The sequence below is a fragment of the Ursidibacter arcticus genome (assembly GCF_009761375.1).
Lineage (GTDB): Bacteria > Pseudomonadota > Gammaproteobacteria > Enterobacterales > Pasteurellaceae > Ursidibacter > Ursidibacter arcticus.
The window spans coordinates 1-12,975 of the sequence record NZ_LEKM01000168.1 but is presented as its reverse complement, the minus strand read 5'-3'; the positions used below and the strand labels follow the sequence as shown (position 1 = coordinate 12,975).

At 38.3% G+C, this 12,975-nt stretch carries 15 protein-coding genes; 2 read left to right on the top strand and 13 right to left on the bottom strand.

Annotated features, from left to right (window positions below; all coding sequences use genetic code 11):
- Nucleotides 1-104: 104 nt before the first annotated feature.
- Entirely contained in the window at nucleotides 105-1,970 is a 1,866-nt protein-coding gene (locus A1D25_RS07540; protein WP_157395081.1) for an SLC13 family permease, read from the bottom strand.
- Between the two features lie 159 nt (nucleotides 1,971-2,129).
- Between A1D25_RS07540 and A1D25_RS07535 the strand changes: the two genes are divergently transcribed.
- A complete protein-coding gene (locus tag A1D25_RS07535) occupies nucleotides 2,130-2,948 on the top strand; it encodes a shikimate 5-dehydrogenase (protein ID WP_157395080.1) in 819 nt (272 codons plus the stop codon).
- A 62-nt stretch (nucleotides 2,949-3,010) separates the two neighbouring features.
- Here the strand turns inward: A1D25_RS07535 and xerC are convergent, their stop codons facing one another.
- The 12 genes from xerC to truD all read right to left on the bottom strand — a co-directional run bounded on the left by xerC (nucleotide 3,011) and on the right by truD (nucleotide 11,917).
- Nucleotides 3,011-3,910, bottom strand: coding sequence for a tyrosine recombinase XerC (xerC, locus tag A1D25_RS07530; RefSeq protein ID WP_162853276.1), 900 nt, complete (start codon nucleotides 3,908-3,910; stop codon nucleotides 3,011-3,013).
- 131 nt (nucleotides 3,911-4,041) lie between these two features.
- Nucleotides 4,042-4,572: a heme utilization protein HutZ gene (gene hutZ, locus A1D25_RS07525; protein ID WP_157395079.1), complete on the bottom strand. Its 531-nt coding sequence runs from the start codon at nucleotides 4,570-4,572 to the stop codon at nucleotides 4,042-4,044.
- 11 nt (nucleotides 4,573-4,583) lie between these two features.
- Nucleotides 4,584-5,078: a heme utilization cystosolic carrier protein HutX gene (hutX, locus tag A1D25_RS07520; RefSeq protein ID WP_157395078.1), complete on the bottom strand. Its 495-nt coding sequence runs from the start codon at nucleotides 5,076-5,078 to the stop codon at nucleotides 4,584-4,586.
- Nucleotides 5,079-5,236: 158 nt separating this feature from the next.
- On the bottom strand, nucleotides 5,237-5,860 hold the full coding sequence (gene nudF / locus A1D25_RS07515; protein WP_157395077.1) for an ADP-ribose diphosphatase: 624 nt from the start codon (nucleotides 5,858-5,860) through the stop codon (nucleotides 5,237-5,239).
- Between the two features lie 8 nt (nucleotides 5,861-5,868).
- The gene (gene psiE / locus A1D25_RS07510) at nucleotides 5,869-6,288 is read right to left on the bottom strand and encodes a phosphate-starvation-inducible protein PsiE (protein WP_157395076.1); all 420 of its coding nucleotides are present in this window, start codon (nucleotides 6,286-6,288) and stop codon (nucleotides 5,869-5,871) included.
- The gene (locus A1D25_RS07505) at nucleotides 6,276-7,034 is read right to left on the bottom strand and encodes a 4'-phosphopantetheinyl transferase family protein (RefSeq protein WP_157395075.1); all 759 of its coding nucleotides are present in this window, start codon (nucleotides 7,032-7,034) and stop codon (nucleotides 6,276-6,278) included. Before A1D25_RS07505 ends, psiE begins: the two co-directional genes overlap by 13 nt.
- A gap of 4 nt (nucleotides 7,035-7,038) precedes the next feature.
- A complete protein-coding gene (locus tag A1D25_RS07500; RefSeq protein WP_157395074.1) occupies nucleotides 7,039-7,596 on the bottom strand; it encodes a DNA-3-methyladenine glycosylase I in 558 nt (185 codons plus the stop codon).
- Nucleotides 7,597-7,659: 63 nt separating this feature from the next.
- Nucleotides 7,660-8,907, bottom strand: coding sequence for a murein hydrolase activator NlpD (gene nlpD, locus A1D25_RS07495; RefSeq protein WP_157395073.1), 1,248 nt, complete (start codon nucleotides 8,905-8,907; stop codon nucleotides 7,660-7,662).
- Between the two features lie 76 nt (nucleotides 8,908-8,983).
- Nucleotides 8,984-9,490 carry a LysM peptidoglycan-binding domain-containing protein gene (locus tag A1D25_RS07490; protein ID WP_157395072.1) on the bottom strand — a complete coding sequence of 169 codons (507 nt, stop codon included), beginning with the start codon at nucleotides 9,488-9,490 and terminating at the stop codon, nucleotides 8,984-8,986.
- A gap of 13 nt (nucleotides 9,491-9,503) precedes the next feature.
- Nucleotides 9,504-10,088 (bottom strand): YqaA family protein, encoded by a 585-nt coding sequence (locus tag A1D25_RS07485; protein WP_157395071.1) that lies wholly within the window; start codon nucleotides 10,086-10,088, stop codon nucleotides 9,504-9,506.
- Nucleotides 10,088-10,852, bottom strand: coding sequence for a 5'/3'-nucleotidase SurE (gene surE / locus A1D25_RS07480; RefSeq protein WP_157395070.1), 765 nt, complete (start codon nucleotides 10,850-10,852; stop codon nucleotides 10,088-10,090). The genes A1D25_RS07485 and surE overlap by 1 nt, the downstream gene beginning before the upstream one ends.
- A 45-nt stretch (nucleotides 10,853-10,897) precedes the next feature.
- Nucleotides 10,898-11,917, bottom strand: coding sequence for a tRNA pseudouridine(13) synthase TruD (truD, locus tag A1D25_RS07475; protein ID WP_157395069.1), 1,020 nt, complete (start codon nucleotides 11,915-11,917; stop codon nucleotides 10,898-10,900).
- 182 nt (nucleotides 11,918-12,099) lie between these two features.
- Between truD and tpiA the strand changes: the two genes are divergently transcribed.
- Nucleotides 12,100-12,891: a triose-phosphate isomerase gene (tpiA, locus tag A1D25_RS07470; RefSeq protein ID WP_157395068.1), complete on the top strand. Its 792-nt coding sequence runs from the start codon at nucleotides 12,100-12,102 to the stop codon at nucleotides 12,889-12,891.
- Nucleotides 12,892-12,975 lie beyond the last annotated feature (84 nt).

Sequence of the window (12,975 nt, the reverse complement as noted above, 5' to 3'; positions counted from 1 at the left end):
TTGGGGCTTGTCATCAGTCTTAGGTGGGCTTTAGCCCACCTTATAAATTCTATATTTTTGACGTTCGCCAGCAGTAATAATAATTTAGTTGTTAAAATTAGTTTCTAGTTTAATGGAAATAATAGAGGAACTAAGAACACCGACAATAGCATTACTAAAATCGTGAATGGTACGCCAACTTTAATAAAATCCATAAACTTGTAATTGCCAGGTGCTAGTACCATTGTATTAACTGGCGAAGACACTGGTGTAATAAAAGAGGCTGAAGCTGAAATTGCCACAATCATCGCAAATGGCGCTGCGGAATAATTGAGCTGTTGAGCTATCGCAATCGCAATCGGCATTACTAAAATCGCTGTGGCGGTATTAGAAATAAAAGCACTCACAATAGAAGTAAAGACAAAGAGTACAATCAGGACAAAATGGATATCCATTCCCTGCATAATCTCTAATAAAATACCGACAATTAAATCAATTCCCCCTGTTTTTTGTAATGCGATAGAAAATGGCATCATTCCCACAATCAAAATCAGGCTTGGCCAATGGATAGATTCATAAGCACTTTTCATATCAATACAGCGGAATTTTCCCAACATTAAACAGGCAATAAGTGCTGCAATAACGTTCGGAACAATGCCTGTAATCATCAGAATAACCATTGTCAGTACGGAAAAAAGTGCGTGTGGTGCTTGGCTTAATGCAGGGGCGGCTTTTTTACTCTCTTCAGGGGTGTTTAGTAAAAAGAAATCGCGACTGGTTTTATCCATTTCTAGAATTTGTTGCCAAACGCCCATTACTAATAACACGTCACCAAATTTTAATGGTGTATGGATTATATTATCTTGCAGAATTTCACCATCACGTTTTATACCCACTACGGTTAATCCATAAGTAGAACGAAAACGTAACTCGTTAATGCTTTTACCGATACTGCCTGTTTCTGGCAAAATGGAAAGCTCTGCCATTCCGACCGATTGAGCGTGATCAGAAAGATATTCTCCTTTTAATTCAATATTTTTTAACCCAAATTGTTCACAACGATGAGAAAATGTTTCGCTATCCACTTCAACATCAAGCAGTAAAATATCTTTATCTTGCAACGTAACAGTGCCATAAGCACTTAATGTGATACGGCGGAAACGTTTTACTCGTTGAATGGCAACAATATTTAAGCCATATTCATCGCGTAGATTGAGTTCATTGATAGTTTTACCAATTAAAAGAGAGTTTGCGGTAATGATGGTCATTTTGGCTCGACCTGCGAGCTGATATTCATCAATAAATTGATGCATTGACGAACGAGCATTGCGTTCAGTACTCACATTCTCACCATTATCTAGCCAACGGCGAGCAATTAACATATAGCCAATCCCAAGGGCTAAAACTGCAACACCAACTGGCGTAAAACTAAAAAAGCTAAATCCTTCAAAGCCTGCTTTAACTAACTCTGAATGTGCAACTAGATTGGGTGGCGTGGCAATTAACGTCATCATTCCACTGATTAAACCTGCAACACTTAATGGCATCATCAATCTTTTTGGAGAAATCCCCATTCCAGAGCAAATGGCGAGAACCACAGGAATAAAAATAGCTACAATCCCCGTTGAACTCATAAATGAACCAAGTCCTGCAATAGATAGCATCAGTAGTATCAGCACACGAGTTTCACTTGCCCCAGCCATTCTCATTAACCACTCACTGACTTGATAAGCAATTCCTGTTCTGACTAAACTTTCGCCTACGATAAAGAGTAGTGCGATAAGTATCACATTGGGATCACTCAGCCCTGCAAATACTTCTTTTGTGGTTAAAATACCGCTCAAGCTAAAGAATGTAATCACCAATAAAGCAACAATATCCATTCTGAGCTTATTACTCATAAATTGCCAAATGGAAAAAACGAGTAATGCAAGAACCCAGAATAGTTGGTGTTGTAAAAATTCGGGAAGGTAATGAGAAAATGCGTGCATAACAAACTCCGATAATAAAACTACCAAATTATAACCACTTTACTCTATAAGCGGTTGGTTTCAATCCATTTTTTACAAAATTTCTGTTTATTTATCTGCAACAAATTTGTAGTAAGATAACCACTCTTTACTTTATTACCTTACCAATAAGGACGAACTATGTTCATTACTAAAGATACGCAACTTTGTATGTCGCTTTCAGGCAGACCTGGTAACTTCGGTACACGTTTTCATAACTATTTATACCAAAAACTTGGCTTAAATTTTATCTACAAGGCATTTACCACAGAGGATATTGAACACGCAGTAAAAGGCATTCGAGCATTAGGTATTCGTGGTTGTGCTGTTTCAATGCCTTTTAAAGAGAGTTGTATGCCGTTTTTAGATGAGATTTCGCCGTCCGCCCAAGCTATTCAATCGGTCAATACTATTGTAAATAGTAACGGTTACCTAAAAGCCTATAACACCGACTATATTGCGATAGCCAAACTGATTGCAAAAAATCAGCTTGATTCTACCGCTTCTGTTATCGTTCAAGGCAGTGGCGGAATGGCAAAAGCAGTGGTAGCCGCCTTTCGTGATGCAGGGTTTGACAATGTGAAAGTGGTTGCTCGCAACGCTCAAACAGGAAAATATTTGGCGGATTTATATGGTTTCGATTATTTCCCAACGCTTGAAAATCTAATGGCTGATATTCTTGTGAATGTTACCCCAATCGGAATGGCGGGAGCGAAAGAAGCGAATGATATGGCTTTCCCAACATCACTTATTGATCAAGCGAAAGTCGCTTTTGATGTTGTTGCACAGCCAGCCAATACCCCTTTTATTGCTTATGCGACCAAACAAGGTAAGCAAGTGATCTCTGGTGCGGAAGTGATTGTGCTACAAGCCGTTGAACAATTTGAGCTTTATACAGGGCAACGCCCCGATGATGCACTTATTGCTGAAGCTGCAGAATATGCTAGGGCGAGTAGTTAAGGGAAACTTAAAAATATAGGTGTAATGGATAAATCAGCAACCATTTTATCATTACACCCATTTTACTTACGCTTCGCTCTTGGATGAGCGGAGTCGTAAATTTTAGCAAGATGTTGAAAATCTAAGTGAGTATAGATTTGGGTTGTAGATAAGTTGCTATGTCCGAGAAGTTCTTGCACCGCTCTTAAGTCAGAGCTTGCCTCTAACATATGTGTCGCAAATGAATGGCGGAGTTTGTGTGGGTGTAAATGAGTCGTTAGCCCTTGTTTCTTCCCCCATTTTTCCATTGCCAGTTGAATTGAGCGATGGGATAAACGTCCACCACGTTGATTTAAGAAGACAGCATTATCTTTAGGTTGAAAAGAGCCTCTCACGGCAAGCCATTGCTGCATTGCTTCGATCGCTTTTGTTCCCATTGGAACAATCCGCTCTTTATTACGTTTTCCCAGAACCTTAACTTCCCCAATTTGTAAATCCATATCGCCTAAATTTAGCCCTTGTAACTCAGATAGGCGTAAACCCGAGCTATACATTAGTTCCATCATTGCCAGATCTCGCAAGTCAAGCGGTTCATTACTCTCAATATTTAACAAATGATTTATCTGTTCTGCCTCAATATTTTTTGGCAAATGCTTATTTGTCTTTGGTGCTTTAATGCCAATGGCATTATTCGTTTTCAGCTCTCCTTTACGCACCAAAAAAGCGAGAAATTGTCTTAATGCAACTAGCCTTAGCCCGATACTTTTAGCACTTAACCCTTTTTTATGGCTCTCACTTAATACCCAACGAATAACCGAAACATCAACAGCCTGCCATTCAGTGATCTGTTGGTGAGCTAATAATTCACAAATAGCGGTTAGTTGGCGTTGGTAATTTGCTAATGTATGTGGGCTTGCTTGCTTTTCAATACGAAGAAAATCCCAGTACGCTTGAGTATGTGTATAAAGTGAGTGGCTAGACATTATAAAGATATATAGTGAACAAAAATAAGAATAAAATTAAATGGAAAGTAGATTGTTGGCAAGTAAAAAGTGATAAGAAATCTCGTCTTAAAAATAGAATCTCAATATTTTTAAGACGAGTGGTTCAGTAATTAACCGTGAACGTTCTCTTGACGATGACCTTCATCTAAGTGAACAAAATTCACTAAATCATCAGTGCTCACTTGGAAGGCTTTACCAAAACCTTTTACAAATAAGCCTTGTTCAGGTTTAAAGCAAAATAGATTGAAGTCTTCTAATTTTGATAAATCAGCAACAATATCCCCATGGCGAGCTTGGAGAGCGGCAACCGCATTTTCCCATTCTGCAGAATGACGTGCTAAAACACGAGCTGTTGCATCAAAAGTTAAACGGCGACGAGCATAAATTTCACGGCTTTTACTTTCATCATCAATTAACATTAACGATACTTTCGGTACTTCTTGCAAATTACGTGCATGGCGTGCGATCGTGGAAATTAACACCTGATATTCGCCATTGTTAATTACAAATGGTGCATAACTTACATTTGGTGTGCCATCTTTATCTACGGTCGCAAGAACAATCGTTTTAGTTTGTTGTTTGAGTTCTTGGATTTCTGGACCTAAACGGTTTTGTAGTACTTCCTGACGATTGGCTGTCATATTGTCTCCTTCTATTTAAATGATTTGAATAATTCAACTTGTTCTGGGAAGAGCTGACGTTTCTCATCTCGACCTAAGTAAATCTTGAAGATGGTTTGCCCACTATGTGCAATAAATGCGATGTTATAGCTTTCTTTACCGCGGAATGGCAAACTTACAAAAGCAATTTGAGCAATATTATCTAATTTTAAATGTCCGTGAATTGCCCCTTCATTATCTTTCATATTTAGGTTGTAATAACCACGCCCAATAATTCCACTTGGGAAACGATCTTTAATTTCAAAGATTGAACCTTCTTTTTCAATAATAGTGGTAAAAATTCCCCAATTACTCACCGCTTGTAAAATTTCTTCCGCACGTTCCGCAGAAAAAACACGCACAAATTCTTCAGGTAATGCCACTAGCACATTGCCTTCGGGTGTTTTTAATTTGTCTGCAATTTCAAGGGTGATAAGGTTTGGATCTTGAGCTAATAATTCAGCAACTTGTTGTTTGAGAGATGACATATTCTAACACTCTTAATAGGTTTGATAGTAATTATCAATTATATTTTTTTTGCTAGAGTATGCAAGAAAAATCCATATTTTATCTATAAGACAGGACAAGACAAAAATAAAATGCCTATTTGAGCAAAATAGGCATTCTAACTTTTAACAAAATCAAATTATGCAGCTTTTTGAATATATTTATGATAATTCAACTGCAACCACTGCAAACCAACAACAGCAATGACATTATCTATTTTACCTTGCTCAACCCATTGATAGGCTTGTTCTCGACTAACGACGTGAACAAGAATATCTTCGTTTTCTTCTTCTAGCCCATATACACCGCCGACCTGTGAGCTATCAACTAAACCTAAGAAAATGTGTAAGCGTTCTACCGTTCCACCTGGGCTATCCCATACACTGACTGCGTGCTGTAAATTGCTTACGGTCAAACCCGCTTCTTCTTGGCTTTCTCGAATAGCTACTTCTTCAGGCGATTCGTCAGTATCAACCATTCCTGCGATAAGTTCGACCAACCAAGGCGATTGTGAGCTATTTGGATCGTAAGCGCCGATCCGCACTTGTTCAACCAGTACAACACTATCACGCACAGGATCGTAAGCAATCACTGCCGATGCAGCCCCTTTAATCAATAACTCACGAACAACTTCGCCACTCATTCCGCCTGAAAATAATTTATGTCGGAAGAACATTTTTTTTAGTTCAAAATGCCCTTTATAAACCGTTTCTTCTCGGACGATCTGTAAATCTTGTTGTGAAAATTGGTGAATTTGGCTCATATTTTTCCTTAACTTTTACGTAAGCGATCAGAATGTACAAAATATAATGCAATGACCATCACTAATATTGCCAGAGCAAATAATAATGTGTGCATTGCATTAGAGTGATCAACGATAATCAACCTAACCATTGCGGTAATTCCAATATATAGAAAATAACGTAATGGGAAATGGTAATTATATTTAAAATATTGAACTATGAGTGCAAGAAATTCAAAATAGAGAAAGAAAATAACAATTTTTTCAACGACTTGGAATTTCTCACTATGATGTAATAATAAATCAATCAGTGAATAGGCTTCAGAAAATAAAGCATAAGAGAGAATAAGACCAGCAGCTAATAATGAAATATTTAATAACCATTGAAATCCTTCTGAAACTAATTTTCCAAAGCGTGAGTGTTGTCCTTCAAAATTTATTTTTGGCATATCGAATGATTAACTTGATAGATAATAGGGGTTAAATTTTCAATTAAATGAAGTTGCCCATTTTTCCATTGGTAAATAGGCGGTAATGATAGCATAAATTCAGGTTGCTCAAAGAAATAAGCGAGATAAAAAGGTAACTGATCATAAAAGCATAGCTGACCTTTCGGGCAATAAGCTGATGTAATCCTTTGCTTACTTAATGAATGTTGCACTTCAGAAAGTTTAATAATTCCTACGCCTTGTGATTTTAAAACAGCTTCTCGCAAACACCAACTTAAATAAAAACGAGAAATAAGCGGTTGGATTTGCGGTAAAATTTGCGTATTCTGAATTTCAGTAATCTCTTGCTCACTGGCATAGTATTGCAATAATTCATTATAACGGCGTGTTTTTTGTGGGTGTTCAATATCAATCCCAACTACTCGTTTTATCGTATGATCCGATAGAATAATCGCAACCCATTCCCCTGAATGAGAAATATTAAAATCTACTTCACTATTGGGAATATATGGGCGACCACTATCTGTTTTCTGAATATTATTTAATAATGTTAAATCAAGATTATGCTTTTGAAATGCTTTATATAATAGAAAATCAGCCATTTTACGACTTTTCCATTTATTTAAAAGGCGTTCCGAAAAATGAGAGATATTATTTTCTTGCCATTTTTCACTATTAAAAAATTGATTAGGAATAAATTCCTGATTATGTGCAAATAAAATAGAGAAGCGGTCAGTTTTATGCATTTTTTTACAATTTCGTTTTACAAAAACAGTGGTTTAGATGGTCATCAACTAATCCCATTGATTGCATAAAAGCATAGCAAGTAGTTTCCCCGACAAAGACAAATCCTTTTTTCTTCAAGGCTTTAGACATTGCTTTAGAAATATCTGTTTTAGCAGGCACATCACTTAAATCAGTGATATTATTGACTTGTGGTTTGCCATTAACAAACGACCAAATAAATTGACTAAAATCTTCCCCTTTCACTTGCATTGCAAGATAAGCCTTTGCATTACGAATAATTGCTGCTAATTTTGCTCGATGGCGGATTAAGCCTTGATTCTCCATTAAACGATCAAGATCATTCTCACTCATTTGAGCGATCTTTTGGGGATCGAACTGATAAAATGCAGTTCGATAATGCTCTCGCTTTTTCAAAACGGTAATCCAAGAAAGCCCTGCTTGTTGCCCTTCTAAGCAGATCTTTTCAAACAACTTTTGACTATTAAATTCAGGTTTTCCCCATTCGTGATCGTGATAATCAATATAAATTTGACTATCTCCAACCCAGCTACAACGCACCATTTGTAAATTCCTTATAAAAAATGACCGCTTGTGGAGGTAAGCGGTCAGAATGAGATGTTACACTTAGCGTCTTGGTAAATAGCGAGTTGGATCGACTGATTTACCTAAATAGCGGATTTCAAAGTGAAGTTTATTGCTATTTGTGCCTGTACTACCCAATGTCGCGATAGTTTCCCCTGCACTCACATTATCTTGCTCATCAACTTTAATTGTATCGTTATGGGCGTAAGCACTGAGGAAGTTATCATTATGTTTGATAATAATTAAGTTTCCATAACCTTGAAGTGCATTTCCTGCATACACAACTTTACCTGCAGCAGCTGCTTTAACTGGTTGCCCTTTTGCACCAGCGATATCAATCCCTTTATTTCCCCCTTCAGCAGATGAGAAACCTGAAATAACACGACCTTGGGTTGGCCATTGCCATTTTAGTGATGAAGTAGCAGGTGCTTGCTCATAGCTTGTGGTATTGGTTGAAGGTGTTGTTGCTTGGATTGTTGGTGCTGTCGCAATAACTGTCGGTGTTACTCCTGTTGTTGCGGTAACCGTCGGGCGTACAGGTGGAACCGATCCGTTTCCTACGCTAGCTTTTACAGGACCAGTTACTGTACCATCAGAACCGTAAGCAGTACCGTTTGGTGCTTGAGTATAGGTTACTTCTGGTTCAACAGGCTTAACTGGCTGTGGTGCAGGTGTTGAAGTCGCTTGTGCTGTTTCTTTCGCTGCTGGTGTAGGATTACCTAGTTTTAAAGTTTGTCCTACATTAAGTTGATAGGGTTCTTTCATATTATTGAGTGCGGCAATTTCTTTGACATCTTTGCCAGCAATATAAGCAATTAAGAACATTGTATCGCCTTTACGCACAGTGTAGCTATCGCCGTTATAGAACCCTTTATCTATTTGGCTATAAATTGGTGCATTTTTTTCATCACGCGGGATAGTAAAATCTTGTGATACTGGTTTTTTTGCTGGTTGCGGTTTTGGTTTTGCAACTGGCTGTGGAGCAGGTTTCGCTGTTGGCACTGGTTGGTATTGTGGTACTGCAACTGGTACAGGTTGTGGAGCAGGTGCTTGATAAACAGGCTGTGGCGTGGTATAGCTTGGTGTATTCATTGTGCTTGGCATTTGTGTTGCTTGCACATCTGTTTGCCAGCCGTAGCTGCCATCCATAGCACCAGTGCCTACCACAGGTTGCATTACACCAGGGCTTAGTTCTGAACCATCAGCATTAACAACAGGGGCTGGTGAATTAGAGCTACAAGCAGTTAAAATTACTGCGGCAAGCGGTAAAAGTAAAAACGATTTTTTCATTATTGATCCTTGAGTAAAAGCAAATAACAGCAGTAGTTAGCCTACTGCTGTTGCCTATTTATAATGTTACAAGTAACTATCTTAAACGCAGTACTTGACCCGTTCTTAATTGATAAGGTTGCGAAAGATTATTTAAAGTCGCAATTTGACTGACAGATTTACCTGACAAATAAGCAATTAAAAATACAGTATCGTGTTTACCAACGGTGTATGAACTATCAGTGTAGCAACCTTTCTGAATTTGAGCATAAACTGGTGTATTATTACCATCACGCACCACATTACAGTTTCCTACCATTTCACTTTGACCATAGCTAGCTTGTGTTACAGGCTGCGGCATTGCTTGTACTGGTTGAGGTTGATAGCTTGGCTGAGGTTGGTAACTAGGTTGAGGTTGATAACTCGGTTGTGGCTGATAAGTGGGTTGAGTCATCGAACTCGGCATTTCCGCAGTTTGAACATCAGTTTGCCAAGCAGGTGCCCCAACAGATGTTACTTCAGCACCAGTAGATTCAGTTGAAGAATTTGAACACGCTGTTAAAGCTAATGCAAAAACGGGTAATAAAAAGAATGATTTTTTCATATTGTCTTCCTTATTATTTAACAAAGGTATAAATGGCGTAGGCAATAACGGCAATAACAACCGTTCCCCAACCGATTAATTCAATAGAACGGCGGATTTTATCCGCATATTTTTCACCGCCCCACGCTGATAATTTTGCCACAAGAATGAAACGAGCAAAACGAGAAATTGCAGCCGTAATCGCAAAAGGCAAAAATGCCATCTGCATTACACCCGCACAAATTGTAAACACTTTAAAGGGAATTGGCGAGAACCCCGCTAAGAAAACAATCGCAACGCCCCAAGTTTCAAACCAATTCATTGCTTTATCAAAGTTTGCTTGCATTCCCCAATCTACAATAATGCCTTTTACCCAATCAAACGCATATAAACCAATAAAATAACCGATAATCCCACCTAATACAGAAGCAATAGTAGTGTATATCGCATAGCGTGTTGCCATATGAGGTTTACTCATCGACATTGGAATAAGCATTACATCTGGCGGAATAGGGAAGAATATTGCTTCAATAAAGCTCACAAAACTTAGCCAAGCAGCCGCAAATTTGTGTTGCGACCACGCCATCGTTTTATCATAAATTGCACCAAAAAGTTTCATTATAATAATCCTTTTAATGTTTGGATTGATTGATGAGCAGTCATATCGGCTTGAATTGGTGTAATAGAAACATAGCCGTTTTTGATCGCATAAAAATCAGTACCTTCGCTCTCATCAATTGGTTTACCGCTTGCACCAATCCAGTAAATGTTAGCACCACGAGGATCTTGTTGTTTAATAATTTCAGCAGCAGGAGAACGATCTCCTAAGCGTGTGGCTAACATTCCTTTTAATTCCGCATAAGGAATATTAGGAACATTCACGTTTAAAACTTGATTTGTTGGAATATTATCTTGCTTAATTTTAGGTAATAAATCTAATACAACTTGAGCGGCGGTTTCAAAATGGCATTTGCCAGTTAAGTAGTTAGTATCTTTATGTCCAACTAACGATACAGCGATTGAGGCTAAAGGTAAATGGCGACCTTCTAAAGCTGCGGCGACAGTACCAGAATAGACAACATCATCGCCTAAATTCGCACCGTGATTGATGCCCGATACGACTAAATCAAAAGGTGTATCAAGCAGACCATTTAAGGCAAGATGCACACAATCGGCAGGCGTGCCTGCAATCACAGAATAGTCGCCATTGTCAAAGCGATGAACTCGTAATGGATCAACTAAAGTTAAACAACTTGATGCGGCACTACGGTTGCGATCAGGTGCAACAACGGTTACGTTATGCCCTGCACTGCGTAGAGTTTTCGCAAGCGTTTGAATACCTACGGCATTAATGCCATCATCATTACTTAATAAAATATTCATATTGTCCTTAAATTTGGTAAAAAATCCGTAAAATCCGACCGCTTGTTATGCGGTTTCTTCATCAAGAGAAATTAACTCTCTCACTAATGCAGTGGCGTAGCTACCAGAAGGTAAGAAAAATCGTAAGCGTAAACCTTCAGGCTCAAAATGCCACACAAACTCCGTTGGTACACAAAACATTGAGCGACGTGCCGTATTAGTCCGTTCTTGTGCCATTAAATTCAATAAAAGTTTCTGTTCAGAAACAATTTTTTGTTCTCGCTCAGAAACCGTTTGTTGCAGTGAATTTTCGCCCACTAACGGTGCTGTGAGTAAAATATCGCCTTGTGCTAATCGCTGATTTAAACTGGCTAATTCATCGGCTTGAGCGATAAACCAACTATTTGAGCCAGCAAGCTGAACGATATCATTTTCAATAACTTGTTTAAATGTATCTGAAGCAATTCTATCAGCAACAACAAGATTAAAAATTTCACTGCGAGCAGCAGAAAGATAAAAACTCCGCTTTTTGCGATCTTTGACCTTAATCTCACCGCTTGCCCAGCGTTGAGCTTGGGTTAGATTATGTCCATCTCGTCCGAAACGCTGTTCAGTAAAATAATTGGGAAATCCAACCGCTTGTATTTGGTTTAAACGATGAATGAGTTCTGGGCTTTCTTGAACATCTCTTAACAGCAGTTCAAAGTAATTTCCTGCTAAGCTCCCCACACGAATTTTGCGGTTATGACGAGTTACCTCTAGGATCTCAATGCCTTCAAGCTGGAATTGTGAAAAGTCAGGTGTTTCCTTACCTGCTAAGTGTAAACAAAACCACTGTTCTGTAATTGCGTGGCGATCTTTTAACCCCGCATAGCTCATATTTTTTGCTGAAATACCTGCAAACTCAGCAAGTTTTTCACCAACAAAAAGGGTGTTAGCATCGGTTTTACGGATCTTAACCGCCACGAATTCCCCTTCACCAGTTAAGTCATAGCCAAGTTCTTCTTTGACGATGAAATCTGCAAATTGTGCTTTCAATCTACCCGCTTGTTGCGGTTTACCAAATAAATAAGTGAGTGTTTTCATTGTTTTTTATTAAAAAAGGCACTTAAAAGTGCCCTATATGGAAAGTTCAACGTATAGTTTACCAGTTATTTATTGATCTGGATTTGAAATAATGATGAAAAAAGTAAAAATTTTTGAGAAATTTGGTATAGTGCTCGCTATTATTTTTTTATTTCATATTTAATTTATTTAGGAGAAACAAAATGGCACGTCGTCCTTTGGTTATGGGTAACTGGAAGTTAAACGGTAGCAAAGCATTTACTAAAGAGCTTATTGAAGGCTTAAAACGTGAACTTGATGGTGTAACAGGTTGTGATGTTGCAATTGCTCCGCCAGTAATGTACTTGGCAGAAGCAGAAGCTGCATTAGCAAGCTGTGGTTGTGATTGTACAACCAAAAAAGTGATTGCTTTAGGGGCTCAAAATGTGGATGTGAATGTAAGTGGTGCATTTACAGGTGATATTTCAACTGCAATGTTAAAAGATTTTGGTGCAAAATATATCATTATCGGGCATTCAGAACGCCGTACTTACCATAAAGAGAGTGATGAATTTATCGCAAAAAAATTTGCTGCATTAAAAGATGCTGGTTTAGTACCTGTATTATGTATCGGTGAAACTGAAGCGGAAAATGAAGCGGGTCAAACAGAAGCAGTATGTGCTAGACAGTTAGATGCAGTATTAAACACCCTTGGTGCAGAAGCATTTAATGGTGCAGTTATTGCTTATGAGCCAGTTTGGGCGATTGGTACAGGTAAATCAGCAACTCCTGCTCAAGCACAAGCAGTACACGCATTTATTCGTGGACACATTGCTAAACATTCTCAAGCTGTTGCAGATCAAGTCATCATTCAATACGGTGGTTCGGTAAATGATGCTAATGCAGCAGAATTATTTACTCAACCTGATATTGATGGTGCATTGGTAGGCGGAGCATCTCTTAAAGCACCTGCGTTTGCAGTTATCGTAAAAGCAGCAGAGAAAGCAAAAGCATAATCTTTAGATTTCTATTGTTGTGAAAGCGGTCAGTTTGAGTAAGAAATTTGCAAAAAATTTGGATAATCTGACCGCTTGTTAGGC

What these genes read in the sequence shown, in the direction of transcription:
- hutX (WP_157395078.1), bottom strand. Translation starts at nt 5,078, where the DNA reads ATGTCATCTCTCAAACAACAAGTTGCTGAATTATTAGCTCAAGATCCA.
- hutZ (WP_157395079.1), bottom strand. Translation starts at nt 4,572, where the DNA reads ATGACAGCCAATCGTCAGGAAGTACTACAAAACCGTTTAGGTCCAGAA.
- A1D25_RS07505 (WP_157395075.1), bottom strand. Translation starts at nt 7,034, where the DNA reads ATGCATAAAACTGACCGCTTCTCTATTTTATTTGCACATAATCAGGAA.
- truD (WP_157395069.1), bottom strand. Translation starts at nt 11,917, where the DNA reads ATGAAAACACTCACTTATTTATTTGGTAAACCGCAACAAGCGGGTAGA.
- surE (WP_157395070.1), bottom strand. Translation starts at nt 10,852, where the DNA reads ATGAATATTTTATTAAGTAATGATGATGGCATTAATGCCGTAGGTATT.
- xerC (WP_162853276.1), bottom strand. Translation starts at nt 3,910, where the DNA reads ATGTCTAGCCACTCACTTTATACACATACTCAAGCGTACTGGGATTTT.
- psiE (WP_157395076.1), bottom strand. Translation starts at nt 6,288, where the DNA reads ATGCCAAAAATAAATTTTGAAGGACAACACTCACGCTTTGGAAAATTA.
- A1D25_RS07485 (WP_157395071.1), bottom strand. Translation starts at nt 10,088, where the DNA reads ATGAAACTTTTTGGTGCAATTTATGATAAAACGATGGCGTGGTCGCAA.
- A1D25_RS07500 (WP_157395074.1), bottom strand. Translation starts at nt 7,596, where the DNA reads ATGGTGCGTTGTAGCTGGGTTGGAGATAGTCAAATTTATATTGATTAT.
- A1D25_RS07535 (WP_157395080.1), top strand. Translation starts at nt 2,130, where the DNA reads ATGTTCATTACTAAAGATACGCAACTTTGTATGTCGCTTTCAGGCAGA.
- nudF (WP_157395077.1), bottom strand. Translation starts at nt 5,860, where the DNA reads ATGAGCCAAATTCACCAATTTTCACAACAAGATTTACAGATCGTCCGA.
- nlpD (WP_157395073.1), bottom strand. Translation starts at nt 8,907, where the DNA reads ATGAAAAAATCGTTTTTACTTTTACCGCTTGCCGCAGTAATTTTAACT.
- A1D25_RS07540 (WP_157395081.1), bottom strand. Translation starts at nt 1,970, where the DNA reads ATGCACGCATTTTCTCATTACCTTCCCGAATTTTTACAACACCAACTA.
- A1D25_RS07490 (WP_157395072.1), bottom strand. Translation starts at nt 9,490, where the DNA reads ATGAAAAAATCATTCTTTTTATTACCCGTTTTTGCATTAGCTTTAACA.
- tpiA (WP_157395068.1), top strand. Translation starts at nt 12,100, where the DNA reads ATGGCACGTCGTCCTTTGGTTATGGGTAACTGGAAGTTAAACGGTAGC.